Origin of the sequence: Halosaccharopolyspora lacisalsi, assembly GCF_014137975.1 — a bacterium.
Classification (GTDB): Bacteria; Actinomycetota; Actinomycetes; order Mycobacteriales; family Pseudonocardiaceae; genus Halosaccharopolyspora; species Halosaccharopolyspora lacisalsi.
In genome coordinates, this window is sequence record NZ_JACGWZ010000002.1 from 112,840 (window position 1) to 132,360 (window position 19,521).

The 19,521-nt window shown below is 69.1% G+C and carries 16 protein-coding genes; 12 read left to right on the forward strand and 4 right to left on the reverse strand.

All coding sequences use genetic code 11. The annotated features are described in order from the left end of the window. The first annotated feature begins 34 nt into the window (after positions 1 to 34). From FHX42_RS08315 to FHX42_RS08370, 12 genes are all read left to right on the forward strand, one after another. Complete coding sequence (locus tag FHX42_RS08315; protein ID WP_220480079.1) at positions 35 to 790, forward strand: polysaccharide deacetylase family protein; 756 nt, start codon at positions 35 to 37, stop codon at positions 788 to 790. Between the two features lie 90 nt (positions 791 to 880). Then, positions 881 to 2,242 (forward strand): nucleotide sugar dehydrogenase, encoded by a 1,362-nt coding sequence (locus tag FHX42_RS08320; protein WP_182543674.1) that lies wholly within the window; start codon positions 881 to 883, stop codon positions 2,240 to 2,242. Between the two features lie 13 nt (positions 2,243 to 2,255). Then, positions 2,256 to 3,593, forward strand: a complete 1,338-nt coding sequence (locus FHX42_RS08325; RefSeq protein ID WP_182543675.1) for a carboxylate--amine ligase — start codon at positions 2,256 to 2,258, stop codon at positions 3,591 to 3,593. Then, positions 3,590 to 4,822 carry an NAD(P)-binding domain-containing protein gene (locus tag FHX42_RS08330; protein WP_182543676.1) on the forward strand — a complete coding sequence of 411 codons (1,233 nt, stop codon included), beginning with the start codon at positions 3,590 to 3,592 and terminating at the stop codon, positions 4,820 to 4,822. Before FHX42_RS08325 ends, FHX42_RS08330 begins: the two co-directional genes overlap by 4 nt. After that, a complete protein-coding gene (locus tag FHX42_RS08335) occupies positions 4,819 to 6,240 on the forward strand; it encodes a sugar transferase (protein ID WP_182543677.1) in 1,422 nt (473 codons plus the stop codon). The genes FHX42_RS08330 and FHX42_RS08335 overlap by 4 nt, the downstream gene beginning before the upstream one ends. Further along, positions 6,237 to 7,391: a glycosyltransferase gene (locus tag FHX42_RS08340; protein ID WP_182543678.1), complete on the forward strand. Its 1,155-nt coding sequence runs from the start codon at positions 6,237 to 6,239 to the stop codon at positions 7,389 to 7,391. Before FHX42_RS08335 ends, FHX42_RS08340 begins: the two co-directional genes overlap by 4 nt. Next, the gene (locus tag FHX42_RS08345) at positions 7,388 to 8,377 is read left to right on the forward strand and encodes an NAD-dependent epimerase/dehydratase family protein (RefSeq protein ID WP_182543679.1); all 990 of its coding nucleotides are present in this window, start codon (positions 7,388 to 7,390) and stop codon (positions 8,375 to 8,377) included. Before FHX42_RS08340 ends, FHX42_RS08345 begins: the two co-directional genes overlap by 4 nt. Positions 8,378 to 8,383: 6 nt before the next feature. Then, a complete protein-coding gene (locus FHX42_RS08350; RefSeq protein WP_182543680.1) occupies positions 8,384 to 9,529 on the forward strand; it encodes a glycosyl hydrolase family 18 protein in 1,146 nt (381 codons plus the stop codon). A gap of 33 nt (positions 9,530 to 9,562) precedes the next feature. Further along, positions 9,563 to 10,903 (forward strand): glycosyltransferase family 2 protein, encoded by a 1,341-nt coding sequence (locus FHX42_RS08355; RefSeq protein WP_182543681.1) that lies wholly within the window; start codon positions 9,563 to 9,565, stop codon positions 10,901 to 10,903. A 60-nt stretch (positions 10,904 to 10,963) separates the two neighbouring features. Next, positions 10,964 to 11,665: a LuxR C-terminal-related transcriptional regulator gene (locus FHX42_RS08360; RefSeq protein ID WP_182543682.1), complete on the forward strand. Its 702-nt coding sequence runs from the start codon at positions 10,964 to 10,966 to the stop codon at positions 11,663 to 11,665. Then, entirely contained in the window at positions 11,662 to 12,819 is a 1,158-nt protein-coding gene (locus tag FHX42_RS27315) for a glycosyltransferase (protein WP_328795977.1), read from the forward strand. Before FHX42_RS08360 ends, FHX42_RS27315 begins: the two co-directional genes overlap by 4 nt. A gap of 176 nt (positions 12,820 to 12,995) precedes the next feature. Next, entirely contained in the window at positions 12,996 to 13,655 is a 660-nt protein-coding gene (locus tag FHX42_RS08370; RefSeq protein WP_182543683.1) for a response regulator transcription factor, read from the forward strand. Between the two features lie 139 nt (positions 13,656 to 13,794). Here the strand turns inward: FHX42_RS08370 and FHX42_RS08375 are convergent, their stop codons facing one another. From FHX42_RS08375 to FHX42_RS08390, 4 genes are all read right to left on the reverse strand, one after another. Then, positions 13,795 to 15,342 carry an acetolactate synthase large subunit gene (locus tag FHX42_RS08375; RefSeq protein ID WP_182543684.1) on the reverse strand — a complete coding sequence of 516 codons (1,548 nt, stop codon included), beginning with the start codon at positions 15,340 to 15,342 and terminating at the stop codon, positions 13,795 to 13,797. Between the two features lie 84 nt (positions 15,343 to 15,426). Then, positions 15,427 to 16,263, reverse strand: a complete 837-nt coding sequence (locus tag FHX42_RS08380; RefSeq protein ID WP_182543685.1) for an alpha/beta fold hydrolase — start codon at positions 16,261 to 16,263, stop codon at positions 15,427 to 15,429. 39 nt (positions 16,264 to 16,302) lie between these two features. Continuing rightward, complete coding sequence (locus FHX42_RS08385; protein WP_182543686.1) at positions 16,303 to 17,352, reverse strand: aldose 1-epimerase family protein; 1,050 nt, start codon at positions 17,350 to 17,352, stop codon at positions 16,303 to 16,305. A gap of 151 nt (positions 17,353 to 17,503) precedes the next feature. Further along, positions 17,504 to 19,291 (reverse strand): glycoside hydrolase family 2 protein, encoded by a 1,788-nt coding sequence (locus FHX42_RS08390; protein WP_182543687.1) that lies wholly within the window; start codon positions 19,289 to 19,291, stop codon positions 17,504 to 17,506. Positions 19,292 to 19,521 lie beyond the last annotated feature (230 nt).

Genomic DNA, 19,521 nt, shown 5'->3' on the forward strand with positions numbered 1-19,521 from the left:
TGCGGCTTATCCGCCGCACCTCGTGGAGTGGTCCATGCTCGAGCAGTTCACCCGCCGTACCCGCCGGACCGTGCGGGACGGTGCCCTTCCGTACATCCTGATGTATCACTCGGTGGCGAGCCCGGCGTGGGACCCGTACCTGGTGACCGTCAGTCCGAAGCGGTTGGAACGCCAGCTGCGGTGGTTGCGGCGGCGCGGACTTCGCGGCACCTCGATCCGTGAGCTGTTGTACGCGTGGGAGCGTGGTCGGTCACGCGGCCTGGTCGGTCTGACGTTCGACGACGGCTACGCGGACTTCGCCGAGACCGTCGCGCCAGCACTGGTGCGTCATGGTTGCACCGCGACGGTCTTCGTGCTCGCCGGGCGTCTGGGCGGTTCGAACGAGTGGGATGCCGGTGGTCCGCGCAAGGAACTCATGACCGCCCGACAGGTTCGGCAGGTCGCCGAGGCGGGTATGGAGGTCGGGTCGCACGGCATGTGGCACCGTCCGCTGTGCGCGTTGAGCTCCGTGGAGCTGCACGAGGAGGTCGAGCACAGTCGCAGCGTCCTGGAGCGCGTCACCGATCGCGAGGTGGAGGGGTTCTGCTACCCGTACGGGGAGGCGAACACCGCCGTGGTGGAGGCGGTGCGTTCCGGCGGTTACGACTACGGGTGTGCGATCTGGTGGAGCGAGCTGCGTGGCCGACACGCCCTGCCGCGCACGTACGTGGGGGACAACGATCACTCGTGGCGACTGCTGGCCAAGCATTTCCGCCATGACCTGAGGTCGCGAGTCGTGCGCAGTACGTAGACAAGCTCACGCAGTTGAGGGAGGAGTTGTCGGCCACGGGCTGCCAAGCTCGTCGTGGATCCGCACCACGGCGATCTGGGGAGGAAAACTGTGGCGCAACACCCGCTCGCGCTCGCGATCAACGGTAGGGAAAGCCAGCTCCGAGACCGCCTGGTCGAGTTCAGTGAACCGGCCGGTGGCAACGGACACGCGGCCCCTCCCGAGTCGGTGGCCATCGTGGGACTGGGGTATGTCGGCCTGCCCACTGCTTGCGCGCTGGGGGGGAACTGGTCGTCGATCGTCGGCATCGACAGCAGCCCCCGGAGGTTGGAAGCCATCCGTCGTGGTGAGGTCGACCTGCCGGAAGCGGATCGCGAGTGGATGGCCACCGCGCTCGCCAGCGGGGAACTCCGACTGTGCGATGACGGCTCCGCACTGTCCGAGATGGACGTCGTCATCCTGTGCGTGCCCACCCCGGTCGACGAGGATCATCAGCCTGACCTGCGTGCGTTGCGCGAAGCGTGCCGGACCGTGGTGGCCGCGGCCGGCAGCGGCCAGACGATCATCCTGGCATCCACGACCTTCGTCGGTACCACCCGCCAGCTGCTCGTGGAGCCGCTGCGACAGCGGGGACTGGTGGCGGGCACCGACATTCACGTGGCCTTCAGCCCGGAACGCATCGATCCCGGTAATCCCGACCACCGGCACCGCGACACCCCTCGCGTCGTCGGCGGGGCCACGCACCGCTGTTCCTCGCGGGCCGCTCGGGTCATCGGGGGGATGACCGACTCGGTGTACTTGGTCAGTTCTCCCGAGGCGGCGGAGTTGACCAAGCTCTACGAGAACATCTTCCGCGCCGTCACGCTGTCGCTGGCCAACGAGTTCGCCGACGTGTGCGGCGAGTTCGAGCTGGACCCGATCGAGGTGACCGTCGCGGCGGGAACGAAACCCTACGGTTTCCTGGGAGGCTTCCCCGGACCCGGTGTGGGCGGCCACTGCATCCCGTGCGATCCGCACTACCTGCTGTGGCAACTGGATCCCCGGAACCGGCCGACGCCCCTGATCGAGCAGGCGATGCGCTCGATCGACCAGCGTCCGCAGCGGGTGGTCGACCGGGTGGCCGAGATGCTGACCGAGTCCGGAACGGACCCCCGGCGGGCACGGGTGCTGCTCGTCGGAGTCAGCTACAAAGCGGGAGTATCCGACCTCCGCGAGTCGCCCGCCCTGCCGATCATCGCGGGACTGCGGCAGCTCGGCGTTGACGTCGCTTACCACGATCCGCTCGTACCCCACGTCCGGCTCCGTGACGGGCGGGAACTGTCCAGCCGCTCCGACTTCTCGGCCGCGGACTGGGACCTCGCGGTGGTGCACACCGTGCATCCCGGTGTCGACTACGAGTGGGTCCGCGCCTGCCCCCGGGTCCTCGACACGACCTACCAGTTCGACGCCGCACCGCACCGCCAGATCGTGTGAGGGGAGCCCGACGATGACCGATTCGGCGATGAGACCTGTTCGCACCACGGAGCTCGACACCACGACTCCGGCCGTGGTGCTCAAACTCGATCCGAACGTGTTCCATCACGGAGGACTGGGTGTGGTGCGCAGCCTGGGACGGCTGGGTGTCCCGGTCTACACCGTGCACGAGGATCCCCTCGCACCGGCCGCGCACTCGCGTTACCTGCACGGCCGCTGGCTGTGGAGCCCCGATCCGGAGGAGACGGACCGGCTGCTGGAGGGGCTGCAACGGCTGGCCGAGCACATCGGACGCCCCGCGGTGCTGCTTCCCACCGACGACGCGGGAGCGATCTTCGTGGCCGAGCAGGCCGCCCGGCTGCGCCGGTGGTTCCTCTTCGCCGCCCCGGATCCGGAGCTGCCACGGCGGCTGGCGGGCAAGTCCTCGATGTACGAGCTGTGCCGGACGGTGGGGTTCCCCCACCCACGGGGGGTGCGGGCGGAAACCTGGAACCAGGCGCGGGACTTCGCCGCACGGACGGGATTTCCGCTGGTCGCCAAGCTCGCGACACCGTGGCGATCCGCCGGTCAGGGGGTGCGCAGTACGACGATCGTGGAGACGGAGCAGGGCTTGTGCGAGCTGTACCGGGCCTGCGGCCGGGCCGGACTCGTCCTGCAGGAGTTCATCACCGGCGACGGTGACTGGTTCTTCCACGGCTACTGCGGCACGGACGGTGCGTGCCTGTCCGCGCACACCGGGGTCAAGGAGCGTTCCTACCCGGCTCGTGCCGGACTGACCAGCCTCGGCCGGTCGGTGGTCAACACCGAGCTTCGGGACAGGGTCACGGAGCTGCTCGGGCGACTGTCCTACCGGGGCACCGTCGACATCGACCTGCGTTGGGACCAGCGGGACCGCAGCTACAAGCTGCTGGACTTCAATCCCCGGCTCGGAGCGCAGTTCCGGCTGTTTCGCGACGAGGCGGGAATCGACGTGGTACGAGCCGCCTATCTCGATCTGACGGGGCAGCGGGTCGCCGCGGGTGGCGCGGTGGCAGAACGTCGGTTCCTGGTCGAGAACTACGACCCGCTCGCCGCCTGGCGCTACTGGCGTCGCGGCGAGATCGGACTGCGCTCCTGGGCGGCGTCGTTGCGGGGGGTGGACGAGGTGGCGTGGTTGGCCTCCGACGATCTCTTGCCGTTCGGCCTGATGTGCCTGCGGATGTCCTGGCGAGCCCTCAGCGGTCCGCGGCGCGGACGGTCGACACCGCAGCAACCCCGCTACCGGGCCGGTCGAGCGGCCGGGAACCGGCGGCACGGACACAACGCGCGACACGACGTGTCGCTCCAACCGGTAGGGGAGGACCAGCCATGAACGAACTCGTCGACGTGGCCATCGTGGGTGCCGGGCCGTACGGACTGTCCTTGGCGGCCCATCTCCGAAGTAACGGTGTGCGCTACCGCCAGTTCGGGGTCCCGATGAACCTGTGGCGCCGGGCCATGCCGCGGGGCATGTACCTCAAGTCGCAGGGGTTCGCCTCCAACCTGTCCGACCCCGACGGCACCCACACGCTGGCCGAGTTCTGCCGGCAGACGGGGCGGCCCTACTCCGACCGCGGCATGCCGGTGTCGCTGGAAACGTTCGTCTCGTACGGGCACTGGTTTCAGCAGCACCGGGCTCCCGACGTGGAGGAAGTGCTGGTCACCGGAGTCACCCGGGTGGGAGGTCACTACGAGGTCTGCCTCGCCGACGGCGAGGAGTTCCGCGCCCGCAACGTGGTGGTCGCCACCGGTGTCGAGTACTTCCCGCGCGTACCGGACCAACTCGCCGCGCTGCCGGCTCACCTGTGCTCGCACAGCTCGGCTCACGACGACCTGTCCGGTTTTCGCGGCCGGGACGTCATCGTGCTGGGGGCGGGTCAGTCCGCCCTGGAGACGGCGGCACTGCTGCACGAGAACGGCGCCGACGTGCGGTTGGTGGCCAGAGCTTCGCAGGTGCGCTGGAACGGGCCTCCGCTGACCGCGAACCGGTCCCTGCACCGGCGGGTACGCGAACCCGAGGCCGGACTGGGCTCGGGCTTGACGACGTGGTTCTACTCCGAACAACCGTGGCTGTTCCGGCACCTGCCCCCGGCAGTACGGGCGAACCGGGCACGCAACGCGCTCGGGCCGGCGGGGGCGTGGTGGCTGCGTGAGCGGGTGGAGGGCCAGTTCCCCGTGCTGCTCCGCCACACCGTCGACTGGGCTCGGTCCCGGCAGGACCGGGTCAGGCTGGGGATGACCCAGGCCGACGGGCGGCCCTGCGAACTTCGCGCCGACCACGTGATCACCGCCACCGGTTTTCCGCCGGACCTGCGGCGCCTGAACTTCCTGAGCACACGGCTGCGCAGCCGGATACGGACGTTGGATCGCACGCCCCAGCTCGGAGCGGACTTCCAGAGCTCGGTGCCGGGACTGTTCTTCATCGGCCCCTCGGTGGCTCCCACCTTCGGTCCCGCCATGCGGTTCGTCTACGGCGCTGACTACGCCAGTCGGCAGGTGGCCGGGCGGTTGGTGCCGGAGGCGAATCCTCGGTCGGCCACGTTCCAGGGAGTCGGTAGATGAGTCCGACCAAGCTCGTCGCCCACGGCAGGGAGGTGATCGAACCTTCCGGCGGGACATCGGTGCCCGTGTCAGGGGGGTTCGACGACTCCGTGGCCAACCGGCGCTTCGCGCGGCTGAGTCCGGTGTTGACCCTGCCCCTGCTCGATACGTTCGCGTTGACCGTGCTGGTCCTGTCGGTGGGACCGAGCGTTCGTTTCGGTGCGTACTACGTGCCCGCCGTGCTGGTGCTGTTGGCCGCCGAGGGACAGCACCGCCTGCGGATCTGCCTGCGTGTCGGCGAGCAGGTGCCGCGCGTCGCCACCGCGGCGACACTGCCGCTGGTCGTGCTGCTGCCGTGGGGGCCGGCGGGGCCGATCGCGTTGCTGGGGCTCCTCGCGACCGCCGTGATCATTGTGCTGCGCAGCACGGCGTGCCAGGTGCTCCGGGTGCTGCACCGGCGCGGTCGGTTGCTCCAGCCGGTGGTGCTGCTGGGCGCGGACCCGAGGGCGGTGGAGATCGCCGAGCTGCTCGAGCGGCATCCCGAACTGGGATTGCGCCCGTGCGGTTTCCTGGATCGGCTCGGCGGTGCGCCCGCGGAGTCCTTGCTGGCGGACCCCTCCGAGCTGCCCGAGGTGATCGTCCGGCACGGCATCGCGCGTGTCCTCGTGTGCGACCCCGCGATGAGCGAGGCGGAGCTGACGTCGCTGCTGCGCTCCTGCCGTTCGTCGGCCGTCGACGTGTGCCTGGTGCCGCGACTGGCCGAGCTGGGGATGGCGGTCCCGCACGGTCGTCTCGACGAGGTGTGGGGGATCCCCCTCGTACCGCTGCGCCGGTGGGGGTGTGCGGGGCCGGGTGCCTGTGCCAAACGCGTCTTCGACCTGCTGATGGGAGCCGTACTGGTTACGGTGACGGCGCCGGTGACGCTGTTGCTCGCGGGCGCGATCCGGCTCCGCGGTGGTGCGGTGTTCTTCCGCCAGCTGCGAGTCACCGGCACCGGGGCGATGACCTCGGTCGTCAAGCTGCGCACCGTCGACAGCGGCGGCGGGGGCTGGAGCGTCTCCCCGCAGCACTGCACCCGGCTGGGGCGGTGGTTGCGCGTCACGCACTTCGACGAGCTGCCCCAACTGGTGCACGTGGTGCGGGCGGAGATGTCCCTGGTGGGGCCGCGCCCGGAACGTCCCCGCTACGCCGAGCGCTTCGCTCGGGAGATCCCGCACTACGCCGACCGGCATCGGATGCTCGGGGGAATGACGGGCTGGGCGCAGGTGCACGGCCTGCACGGAGACACCTCGATCGCCGAGCGGGCGCGGTTCGACAACCAGTACATCGAGTACTGGTCGCCGTGGTTGGACGTGGTGATCGTGATGCGAACGCTGATGATCGTGGCGGGCGCGGTGCTGCGGTGCCGCGCTCCCGCCGTGGGAGGAGGAAAACGGTGAGAGTACTGCATGTGATCACGGGCCTGGGCGTGGGCGGTGCCGAACTGCAGTTGCGTTCGATACTGCGGTGCACGCGCCACGACGCCGAGGTGGTCGCACTGTACAACCCCGGCGCCGTCGCCGACATGATCCTCGACGACGGCTTCCGCGTGCACGACCTGGGCATGACGAGGAACACGCAGCTCTCGGCGGTGCTGCGGTTGCGCGATCTCATCCGGCGCGGCGACTACGACGTGGTCCACGTGCACCTGTACCGGGCGTGCGTGTACGGGCGGATCGCCGCGAAGATGGCCGGTGGGCGGACCGTGGTCACCACCGAGCACTCCATCGGTGAGACGCACCTGGAACGCCGCCGCATGACCCTCGGAGTGCGCGGGTTGTACCTCGGTACCGAGCTGTGCTCGGACGCCACGATCGCGGTGTCGGACACGGTGGCCGAACGGCTGGTGAACTGGGGAGTGCCCTCCCGCAAGATCACGGTGATTCCCAACGGCGTCGATTTCGACCGGGTCGCCTTCGATCCCGATGCCCGGGCGCGGATCCGCGAGGAGTTCGGCATCCCCACCCGGTCCAGTCTCATCGGTGTGCTCGGGCGGCTGGATCCGAACAAGCGCTTCGACCTGGTCATCGAGGCCGCGGCCCCGCTGCTGCGTTCCGGGGCACGGTTGCTGATCGTCGGAGACGGTCCCGACCGCGATCGGCTGGAGCGGCTGACGAGGGAGCACGGTGTCGTCGATCAGGTTGTTTTCGCCGGTCAACGTCACGACGTGGCGGCGATCCTGTCGGCTCTGGACCTGTTCTTGGCCCCTTCGCGGCAGGAGACCTTCGGACTCTCCGTGCTGGAGGCGTTGGCCAACGGTGTGGTGGCGCTGTACACGACCTGTCCGGCCCTGGCCGACGTCGAGACCGACCGGGCGCGCCAGGTACCCGGCACTGCCGAGGATCTGCGTCGCGAGATCGCCACCGAGCTGACGAGTGTGCGGCCACGCACGGAAGAGCCCGCAGTCCGCGAGCGGTACGGCATCGAGGCGGTCACCGGCAGGATCGACGACCTCTACGAGCGGCTGCGGGAGCGACGCGAACAGTCCACCACGGGGACGTCTCCGGCCCCGAGCGACCGAACCACCGAACGTACGGGAGGCCGAGAATGAGAGCACTGGTCACGGGAGCCGCGGGATTCATCGGGTCGCACCTGACCGAACAGCTGCTCGCCGACGAACACAGCGTCGTCGGTCTCGACGATCTCAGCACGGGAGCTCACGAGAACCTGGCACCGGTGCTGGGGCGGAGCCGGTTTCGCCTGGTACGAGGCACGATCCTGGACTCCGAGACCGTCGACGAGCTGGTCAGCGGTGTGGACGTGGTCTTTCACATGGCCGCCGCCGTCGGCGCGTTCGTCATCCGCGACCGCGCGCGCGAGAGCCTGATGACCAACATCCACGGCACCGAGAACGTCCTGGCCGCCGCGCATCGACACGGTGCCCGCCTGCTGCTGGCCTCCACCAGCGAAATCTACGGCAAGAACTCCACGGTCGGTCTCGGCGAGGACGACGACCGCGTCGTCGGCTCCCCGTTGAAGTCCCGCTGGTCCTATTCGGAGGCCAAGGCCATCGACGAGAGCCTCACCGACTGCTACGTACGCGAGTCCGGGCTGGGCGCGGTGATCGTGCGGTTGTTCAACACCGTCGGTCCTCGCCAGACCGGTCGCTACGGGATGGTGGTGCCGAGGTTCGTGCGGCAGGCGCTCGACGGCTCCCCGCTGACCGTCTTCGGTACCGGTGAGCAGGTGCGCTGCTTCTGTCACGTGCACGACGTGGTGCCGGCACTGATCCGGTTGGCGACCCTGCCCCGAGCGAACGGGCTGGCGGTGAACCTGGGCAACAGCAGCCAAGTCACGATCTCCGAACTGGCCGCGCGGGTGATCGCGCTGACCGGTTCGACCAGCTCCGTCGAGTACGTGCCCTACGAGGAGGCCTACGGGTCCGGCTACGAGGACATGCTGCTCCGGGTGCCGGACTGCTCCCGGGCGCGGGAACTCATCGGATTCCGGCCGGTCCGGGACCTGGACGAGATCATCACCACCGTCGTCGACGACCAGCTCCTCGGTCGCCGCTCCCGGACAGCCGCGGTGTCGTGACGGGCCATGGTGAAGAAGGCGAGGACGGCGGAGCGCGAAGCGGTACCGCGGCGAGCCGCACGGTGGCCGCGGAAGCGTCGCCACCTGCTCGGCTCGGCCTACCTGCTGCTGCTGCTGGGGTGCGCGCTGCTGCTGGTGGCGCTCAGCCTGACACCGGCGCCCGCACCGACCTCGCAGCGTCAGACCCTGGTGGTGGGGGCCCTGCCGTTCTGGAACATCGGTGGTGGCACCGAAACACTGGTGACGCACCGGGAGAGCGTCAACGGCGTGTCGCCGTGGATGTACGGGATCGGCCCCAACGGAGGGATCACCACCCAGTACTCCCCCGAGGACTCCGACAAGGTGGATCGCAACCTGAGCAGGTTGCGGGACGCCGGGCTGCCGGTCATGCCCACGCTGGCCAACATCACCGAGGGGCGGTGGGCCTACGAGCCCGTCGCGCGGATGCTGCACGACCCGGAGTTGATGCGTCGACACGTGGCCGGCATCGTCTCCCTGGTCCAGCGAGAGGGCTACAACGGCATCGACATCGACTACGAGGACCTGCGCGCCCGCGATCGCGACGCCTTCACGGGGTTCATCACCCTGCTGGCCGAGCGGTTGCACGCAGTGGACAAGAAGCTCTCGGTCGCGCTGTTCGCCAAGACCACCGATGCCGGCTACGACGAGCGCAACGTGGCGCAGGACTACGCGGCGATCGGCCGGGTCGCCGACCAGGTCAGGTTGATGGGCTACGACTACCACTGGTCCACGTCGGAACCGGGTGCGGTGGCGCCCGTCGGATGGGTTCGCGACGTCCTGGACTACGCCAAGACCAGGATCCCGCCGGACAAGATCGTGCTCGGCGTTCCCCTCTACGGCTACGACTGGGTCGATGGGCACGGCGAGTCGGTCACGTGGTTGGAAGCTTTTCGGCTGGCCACCGAGCACGGGGCGAAAGTGCGCTACGACCGGGACCGCCAAGCACCGTGGTTTCGCTACACCGACGAGAAGGGGCGCGAGCATGAAGTGTGGTTCGAGAACGCGGCGAGTTCACGAGCCAAGTTCGAGGCAGTTCGGGCAGCGGGAATCCGCGGTGTGTACCTGTGGATGTACGGCCACGAGGACGTGGGGATGTGGCCCGCGCTGCGCGACACCCTGCCGGTCGGTTAGTCCGCGCCGCGGCGACGCACGAGGAGTGCTGTCGTGATTCCGTGGTGGGTGCTGGCCGTGCTCGTGGTCGGGGCCAACTTCACACTGTGGGGCTCGGTCGGGGCGGTGCGGCTGGTCGAGAGCCTCGTGCGGCGCGCCGGAGAGCGGGTGCCGCAGCGCGCCGTGGGCCCGGGTGCGGCCTCCAAATCCGGAATGCGAGTGCTGCGCTCCGAGGAGCGTGCACCCGGCGGAGGCGCCAAATCGGTCGACGTCGGTGACGTGGCGGTGCTCATCGCCGCGCACAACGAGCGCGTGGTGATCCAGGACAGCATCCGCTCCGTGCTGCGCCTGGTACCTCCCAAAAACGTCCACGTCGTCTCCGACGGGTCCAGCGACCACACCTACAAGTTGGCGCGGCGCGCCGGTGCCAAGGTGATCCGCACTCGCAAGAACGTCGGCAAGGCCGGTGCCCTGCAGGAGGCGATCGAGCGGTTCAGGCTGGTCGACAGGTTCCGGGTCGTGATGCTGCTGGATGCAGACACCAAGGTCGACGCGAACTACTTCGCCTCCGCGCTGCCGATGTTCGACGACGCGCGCGTGGTGGCCGTGGCCGGATGCGTGCAAACGGCCTGGCGGCGTCGTGGCCTGTCGTTGATGGGCAAGCTGTTGGCGTGTCACCGCGAGCGCATCTACGCGCTGACGCAGTACCTGCTCAAGTTCGGACAGACCTGGTCGCGGTTCAACGCGACCCACATCGTGCCGGGGTTCGCCAGCCTGTATCGCACCGAGGTGCTCCCGCACATCGAGATGAACCCGCCCGGCCTGGTCATCGAGGATTTCAACATGACCTTCGAGGTCTACCAGAAGAAACTCGGCAAGGTCGGTTTCACGCCGTCGGCCGTCGCGGTCACCCAGGACCCCGACAACCTTCGCGACTACGTGCGTCAGACCCGGCGGTGGGCACTCGGACTGTGGCAGACCGTCCGACGGCATCCGCCCCGGGCCAACCTGTTCACGCTCATGCTCACCCTGCTGCTCCTGGAGCTGTTGACCAGCAGTTTCCTGATTCTGCTGGTGCCGGTCATCCTGGTGGCACTGACGGTGCCCCAGTTGCTCGTGGGCGTGCCGGGGATGAGCGGACTGCACGCCTTCATGGCCGCACATTTCAGCCTCGGATCACTGATGTTCGGAGTGCTGCTGCCCGACATCGTGCTGACCTGCGGCGTGGCGCTGTTCCAGCGGCGCCCCCGCTTTCTGCTCTTCGGAGCCTTCTTCCTGGCGCTGCGGGTGCTCGACTCGGTGTTGTCGCTGCAGGCGCTGGCTCGCGCGTGGTCGCTGTCGACGGGGCGGTGGCGCAGCCCCGGTCGTCGGGCGATCGGGACGGGAAAGATGTGAAAGCGCTGGTGACAGAGCTTTCACGCGGACAAACCGAGCCGTTTGGGGGACAGTGGACGGGTGGATGTGTTGCGGGTGCTACTGGTGGACGACCACCGGATGCTGACCGAGGCCCTGAGTGCCCGCCTCTCGGCGACTCCGGACCTGTGGGTGGTCGGCTGCTGCGTACCCGGCGACCCCGGTCTGCCCGAAACCGTCGGCCGGTTGCGCCCGGACATTCTCCTGATCGATACGCAGTCGCTGGGTACGACCTCGGGTGAGGTGTTGGAAAGAGTGGTACAGGCACGGCCGTCGATACGGCTCGTGGTGCTCACGGCCGGGTACGACGCCGCTCGCGCCGTCGATGCCGCCCGTGCCGGTGTCACCGCTTGGATCCCCAAGGAACACGGCATCGAGGAGCTCATCGCCGTCCTGCGCGGTGTCCGCAGGGATTACGGATGGTTCCCGCCCCAGGTGCTCGGCGCGGTGCTGCGCGAGTTGCGCAACGACGTGCGGCAAGCGCGGGAGCAGTCCGGTCCGCTGGACGTGCTCAGCGACCGGGAACGGGAGGTGCTGCTGGGCATGGTGGCCGGTAAACGCGGCGGGCAGATCGCCGAGGATCTGGTGATTTCGAGTCAGACGGTACGCACGCACACTCGGAGCATCCTGACGAAACTTCGAGTGCACAGTCAGCTCGAGGCGGTCAGCGTCGCCTGCGCGGCCGGCCTGCGCGGGCCTCGTGAGCAGCTGTGTGCCACCGACGGGTCGACGGTTACGCGGTGACTCGCCGGCGCAGACAAGTGGCCACCGTCATCACCCGTCTCGAGGGTGGTGCGGGAGTGCTGGCGCTGCGCGGTGCCCGTGCCCTGGACGCGGCCAGTCATCGCGTGACGATCATTACGGGGAGCGGGGGGCGACTCCTCCGGGAGGCCGCCTCCTGCGGCCTGGAGACCGTGGTCGAGCCGGCGTTGTGTGCCCCCATCGCGCCGTGGCACGACCTGAAGGCGTTGCGGAACCTGACCACGTTGTTCGCGCGGCGCGGCTTCGACGTCGTGCACACGCACTGCGCGAAAGCCGGGGCGGTGGGACGGCTGGCCGCGCACCGAACGGGAGTGCCCCGAATCGTGCACACGTTTCACGGTTTTCCGTTCCACCCTTTTCAGTCGGCGTTGCGCCACCGTGGCTACATCGCCGTCGAACGCGGACTGGGCTCGATCACCGATCTCGCGCTCGGTGTGGGCGCGGGAGTGACCGTCGAGGCCGTGCGGCGGGCACTCGTGCCACCGGAGCGCATCCGCACCATCGGCGTGGCCGTCGATCCGGAGGCGCCGGAGGCCACCGACCCGGCCCGCCGCAGTGCCCGCCGTGCGCTGGACGTTCCCGAGGCGACCACTGTGGTCGGCGCGGTCGGGAGAGTGACTTACCAGAAGGCACCGGAGGACTTCGTGCACGCGTTGCGTGCCCTGGCACGGTCGAACGTGATGGGGGTGTGGGTGGGTGGTGGTGAACTCGCCGGTGAGGTGCGCCGGCTGGCCGCACGGGTACTACCGCGGGGGAGCCTGCTGATCACCGGCGACCGCACCGACGTCACCGAGCTGCTTCCCGCCTTCGACGTCTTCGCTCTGCCGAGCCGCTACGAGGGACTGCCGCTGGCGGTCGTGGAAGCTATGGTCAGCGGAGTTCCCGTCGTGGCCACGGCGGTCAACGCCGTGAGTGATGCCGTGCTCCCCGGTGAAACCGGGTTGCTGGTGCCTCCCGGCCGTCCGGACCTGCTGGCCGGGGCGGTCGCTCACCTTCTCGACCATCCCCACGAGGCCGCCAGGATGGCCGCGGCGGCACGTGCCCGGGTACGTCCCCACCACACCGCCTCGACGCTGGCCGAGGCGCTGACCGCGGCCTACCAGCCGGTCTTCACCCCGCACGTCAACGCTGCATGACCGATTTTCGCACCGCACGAACTATTGGTATCGATCAATGTGGAGGGATCCGCTCGATAGCGCGAACGATCCGGAAAACAGTGCCGAGCAAGCAACGCAACCTCCTGTCCGAACGACTCGAGAAGTAGCAACGACAGCCACGACAGAGGTCGACGACCTCGCGCAAGGGGCCGACGATGGTGGAGTTGATAGTGGGTGACGGTCACACGATCTTCGTGGAGGCGCTCGTGTCCGTGCTTCCCCAGCAGGGTTTCGACGTGCTGGGGACCGCGAGCAGTCTCGACGAGACCGTCGCGGCGGTCCGGCGGCACAAGCCCGACGTGTGCCTGCTCGACCGCCACCTCGCCGGCGGCGACACGATCGACGCTCTCGGAGAGCTGGACGAGGCCAGCAGCGTCACCAAGGTGCTCGTGCTCGCCGCCGACGGTGACATGCTGGGGATGCGGCATGCTCTGAAATCCGGTGCTTCCGGCTACGTGAGCAAGATGTGCGGCCTGGCCGCTCTCAGCTCCGGTATTCGCGATGTGGTCAAGGGACGAACCGTCGTCAACCTCGCCACCCGGCATTCGTCACGAACGGCCCCCCTCGGCGATGCCCACCGGCTCGCCGCGCACCTGACGGCCAGGGAGTGGGAGTGCCTGGGGCTGCTCGTCGAGGGAGCCCGCACCACGGTCATGGCCGAGCGGCTCGGAGTCTCAGCCGCCACGGTGCGCACGCACGTGCAGGCGGTCCTGACCAAACTGGGCGTGCACTCCCGGCTCGAAGCGGCCTCGTTCGCACTACGTCACCGCCTGCTCGACAACGCCGGGGCCGGTACGACTGCCGTCACCTCCTGACCGCGCGGCCGTGCCGGTGTGGTGATCGCGACGTGGGGTATCACCGTCTCGCGCTTGGCTGCTGGCGGTCAGTGCAGTGGTGACCGGTGATGGCGAATCAGGGCCATCAGGGTCTCCCGCCGCACGGCCGAAAGGGCGGCTACTCCGTCAGGACGGCCTCGACGAGGTGCGGGCCGGGCTCGGAGTGGGCCTGGCGCAGTGCGTCGAGCAGCTCCTGCCCGGTGGTGGCCCGCACGGCGGACACACCGAACCCGGCGGCCAGGGCCGTCCAGTCCGGCGCGGGACCGTCCAGACTGGTCATTCCGGTAGCGGCCGCACCGGGCTGCTCGACTCCCGAGCGCGCCAGTTCGGACTCCAGGATGCGGTACCGCCGGTTCGCGCACACCACGGTGGTCACGTCGAGGTTCTCGCGAGCCTGCGTCCAGAGCCCCTGCAACGTGTAGAGCGCGCTGCCGTCGGCCTGGAAATCGATCACGGGCCGGTCCGGGCAGGCGAGCGCGGCACCCGTGGCCATGGGGATGCCGATACCGATGGCACCTCCGGTCAGGGTGAGCTCGGTGTGCGCGGGGGCGGCGGAAGCCAGTTTGGGGTAGGCGGCCGAGCTCGAAACGCCCTCGTTGACCACGATCGCCGACTCAGGCTGGCTCAGCACGATCGCGGCGGCCACCGCCGAGGCCCCGAGGGCGCCCTCGGGAGGACGCACCTGCTTGGGCTCGGTCGCGGGCAGCTTGGTGGCGGCGCTGCCGCTGATCTCGGCGAGCTGCTGGAGGCCGTCGAGCGGATCCTGCTCCGGTGTCGCCAGGGTGTGCACGCGCATGGTGGAGGGGATCGGCATGCTCGGCATCCCCGGGTAGCCGAAGAAGGAGACCGGTCGTGAAGTACCGACCAGAACGAGGTCGGAGAAGTCGTCGAGGGTCTTCTGCCGGGCTTCGGGGAAGTAGGGCAGGGACCGCACGCCGGGAATGTCGGGTCCGCGCTCCAGCCGGGCGGGTGAACCTTCGGCGAAGACCTCGCCGCCGTGGTCGTGGGCGATCCGTGCCGCCGTACGCAGCCCCTCGGCCGTCAGGGCCGAGCCACCCATCAGCAGTGCCGGGCGCTTGTCCGCGGACAGGGCCTTGGCGACCGCGGAGACCTGCTGAGCGTCGACAGCGGGCACCGGCTCGGCGGCCGGGATCTCGGCCGTGACTCCGCCCTGCGCCCACATGTGGTCGCTGGCCGCGATCAGGGTGGCGGGCAGCTGCCCGGTCCGTGCTGCTCGCCAGGCCTCGACGAAATCGGCGGAGGCGCTCGCGGGCGAACTCGTCCGCCCGACCCAGCCCGACACGGGACGGGCGAGCGACTCGATATCACTGGCCAGGGGTGGGTCCGCGTGCTGGTGCCAGCTCGCGTGCTCGCCGACGACATTGAGCAGCGGGGTACGAGCCCGACGCGCGTTGTGCAGGTTGGCGATCCCGTTGGCCAACCCGGGGCCCAGGTGCAGCAGTGTCATCGCCGGGACACCCGTCATCCGCGCGTAGCCGTCGGCCGCGCCGGTGACAACGCCTTCGGACAGCCCGAGCACCGTGCGAATGCCGGGTATGGTGTCGAACGCTTCGACCAGGGGCATCTCCGTGGTGCCCGGATTGGCGAAACACACCTCGACCCCGGCCGACCTCGCCGTGCTCAGTAGACCTTCCGAGCCCTTCACGCGCCGCTCCTCACTTCGGTTCCCGCTGCGGCCATGCTCTACGGTTCGGCTCCCGCCGGCAATACGGCGATTCCCGCCGCAGCTTCAGTCCTGGTAAGCGGCGAGGTGTTCCAGGATCAAACGACTGACCGTCGCCGGTGCCTCCTCGGCCATCCAGTGCGAGACGTCCTCGATCGTTTCGAAGCGGTACTCGCCGGTGACGTGCCGACCGGAGCCCAGCGCCGCCGCGGAGCCGATCGCGGCGTCCTCGGTGCTCCAGACGTACAGCGTCGGTACCGGGACGGGGCCGGTGGCTCCGCTGAAGCGCACTGCCCGGTACCAGTTCAGCGCCGCGGTCAAGGCTCCCGGTTCGGACAACCGACGGACGTAGTCGCGGATGTGCTCCTCGGGAACCTTGTGCTCGTAGATCTGTCGCAGTTTGCGGGCGTCGTCGGCGAGCAGCGCGTGCTCGGCACCCGGTGAACGGAACACCTGCATGTACCGGGAGCGCTGCTGCTGGTCCGCGTCGTGGGTGATGGCGTGTCCGAGCGTGTCGGGATGGGGCACCGAGAGCGCGGTCAGCGTCCGGATCCGTGCCGGGGCCGCGGCGGCGACCGACCAGGCCACCGCGGCGCCCCAGTCGTGCCCGACGACGTCGAACCGCTGCCAGCCGAGCTGATCGGCCATGGCCAGCACGTCGCCGACCAGCTCCTCCATCCGGTAGTCGGCGACCTGCTCGGGACGCACCTCGGGGGAGTAGCCGCGCTGGTCGGGGGCGACTGCGCGGCACTCGGCGAGCTCCAGCGCCGCGAGTTGCTCGCTGAACTCGAGAGCGGACTCGGGAAAACCGTGCAGCAACAACACGCCACGCCCGTCCTCCGGCCCTGCTGCCAGCGCGTCGAACTTGCCGGCGGGGGTGGGGATCTGCAGGTGATCGATCATGAGTCCACCCTAAGCCCGACGGCGGCGCCGCCCCAGCCCTCACGAGACGATGCGATACCCCCACGAGCCGGTGTGCTCCTCACCGGGCCGTAGCACGATGACGCCCTCACCGGTGACGAAAGCGTTCGGCGGGCAGGTCATCGGTTCCACGACCAGTCCCGAGCGTGCCGGTCGCTCGGTGCTGGGGGCGTCGTCGGTGTAGACCTGGATGTAGTCGTACGTGTCGTCCATCCAGAGGTGGATGTCGGCCCCCCCGGTGCGCCCGAACTTCACGACGGTCTCGCCGCGGGAGTCGCGCCCCAGATCGGTGAAGGCGGTGTCCATGGTGGTCGGTCCGAGCGGGCGGGCCGCGCGGAAGTCGTACTTGGTTCCCTCCACCGGGGCTTTGCCGGTCGGGATGAGCCGGTCGTTGGTCACGTAGTAGGTGCCGGCGGGGAGTTCGAACTCGATCGAGTCGATCGTTCCGGAGCCGGCCGCGATGTAGGGGTGGACGGCCGTGCCGAAGGGGGCGTTCGTGCGGCCCGCGTTGCGGGAGGTCAGCGTGCTGCGGATCCCGTGGTCGTCGAGGCGGAACTCGATCCGGAAGGACATGGGGAACGGATACCCGTACTGCGGGTGCAGCAGGTACTCCAGCACGACCCTGTCGTGGCTGTGGTGCACCGGCTCCCACTCGACGAAGTTCATCAGTCCGTGCAGCGCCGACTCCCGCGAGGGCTCGTTGATCGGCACCTGTAGCTGCTCGCCCTCGAAGGTGTAGCGTCCCCGGTCGATGCGGTTGGGCCACGGCAGGATCGTCTTGCCCTGGTAGCCCCCGCCGACCTCGTCGGCCGGATGAGTGACCAGCAGCTCGGTACCGTCGTACTGCCAGGACAGCAACGTCGCCGACACTCCGGCGATCACCGCACGCTGCCGCCCCGAGCGCAGTTCGTAGAGTCGACCACTGGCGGTCTGCGTTCTGCCGTGGCCTTCTCCGTTGCCGTGCCGGCCGGTCTTGCCCGCGGCCGTTCCCGCCAGGGCGGTCATGGTGGTCGTCGCCATCGCCGTGGTCATCATCGACCGCCTGGTCCACACTCGCCGACTGTCGGACATCGAGTTCCTTCCCGTCGTTGGCTGCTTCGTCTCGAGCTCTACTGTGGCCGGTGCCACGGCCTCCTGCCAGCGCGACGCGGATCGACCGTCCACACGGACCGGTGGTGCCGGGTGACGGTTCTCGGCCGAACTCGTCACCCGGCACGGTGATCTAGGGTGTGCCGACGTCGATAATGGCCTCGTTGCTGGCCCTGACCGCGGCCACGTCCGGCTTGGTGATCCTGCGGTCGTAGGTCATCAGGCCGTTGACTTCGTTCTCCACGTCCGAGACCTGGGTGTAGATCGCCGCGGACAGTCCCTGCCGCCGGATCACCCCGGTGAGCTCGTCGCTGAGTTCCGCGTAGCGGCGGGTCAGCTCGGCGCGGCTGTCGGTCATCTCGTAGGCGCTGGGATCACCGGGCCACAGGTGCCCCTGCTCGATCAGGCCCAGCCCGCCGTACTCGCCGTCGACCGCGGCTCGGTCGCCGGTCACCTCGGGGTTTCCCGGGCCGACGTAGGTGTGGTCGTCGTAGACGTCCCCGGCACCGGTGTCGGGAAGCGAGTTGCAGCAGTTCACTCCGCTGGAGGCGTTGACCAGTCGGCTCGGGTCCATGCGTTCGACCCGCTCGGCGAGGCGAGCGGTGTCGAACTCGCCCCACCCCTCGTTGAAGGTGACCCAGCTCACGATCGATGTCGTGCTGTCGAGTTGCTCGACCATGTCCGTGAGCCCGGCCTCGTAGTTGGCCTTGGCCTCCGCGGACACCGGCGGACCGGGTTCGCCACCGACCTGGGCCGTCAGCGACGGCATGTCCTGCCACACCAGCATGCCCATCCGGTCGGCCCAGTAGTACCAGCGAGCCGGAGCGACCTTGATGTGCTTGCGCAGCATGTTGAAGCCGAGCTGCTTGGCCTGCTTGATGTCGAAGCGCATCGCCTCGTCGGTCGGCGGGGTGTAGAGCCCGTCCGGCCAGTAACCCTGGTCCAGCATCCCCTGCTGGAACAGGATCTCGCCGTTGAGCGCCATCCGCGGCCTTCCCCGGGCGTCCTCTACCAGGCCGATCGAGCGCATCCCCTGGTAGCTGGTGACCTCGTCCACGGCGCGCCCTGACCCGTCGATCAGCCGGACGGTGAGGTCGTAGAGATAGGGATCCTTCGGACTCCACAGGTGCGCCTCGGGTACCGGCAGGCTCAGCGGGCTGTCGGCGGGCCCGACCGTGCGGGAGACTTCGCGCCCGCCGGGCTCGGAGACGATCGCCTCGACGCGCTGCCCCCGCACCCCACGGGTGTGCGCCGTCAGCGCGAAGCTGCTGGTGTCGAGGTTCGGCGTGATGTCGAGGTGGCGGATGTGAGCGGTGGAGACCGGCTCGATCCACACGGTCTGCCAGATCCCGGAGGACCCGGTGTAGAAGATGCCGCCCGGCTTGTTGGTCTGCTTGCCGACGGGGTAGGGGTTGCCCTCGTTGCGGTCCTCGGCGGCGACCGTGACCTGCTGCTTCCTGCCCGGTTTCAGCGCGTCGGTCACGTCGACGGTGAACCTGGTGAAGCCACCACCGTGGCGGGCCACCTCATGACCGTTGACCCAGACCGTGGCTTCCTGGTCCACGGCGCCGAGGTGCAGCAACAGCCGTTGACCGCGCCAGTCGGGCGGCACCTTGAAGGTGCGCCGGTAGAGCATGTGCTCGTCGTGGCGCTTGATGCCGGACAGGGCCGACTCGGGGGGATACGGCACGAGGATGCGCTCGTCGAGCTCGGCGTCCCGCGCCGGCGGCGTCGACCCGGCAGCGTACTGCCAGACACCGTTGAGGTTCTTCCACTTCTCACGCGCCAGCTGCGGGCGCGGGTACTTCGGCAGGGCGTTGTTCGGCCCGACCTCGTCGGTCCAGGGTGTGGACAGCGGTGGTTGCTCGGGTTGCCACTCCGGGGCGGGCTGGGCATGGAGGCCGGGCGCTGAAGCGACCATTACGAGCGTGGCGAGCGCGAGGCTGGAGAGATACGCGAGGGGTCGTCGCCGTCGCGGGTGAGAGTGCACGGATACCTCCCGGGGGAAGAGTCGATGATGACTCGATGCGGTGACGCACCACACTCGAGTCAAAATCACCAGTAATCAACAAGAGTGACCATCACCACACGTATACGTCAATGATGCGCCGGGCAAGCGCGCGAGTCGGAGCAGGAACCCGGGCCGAACGG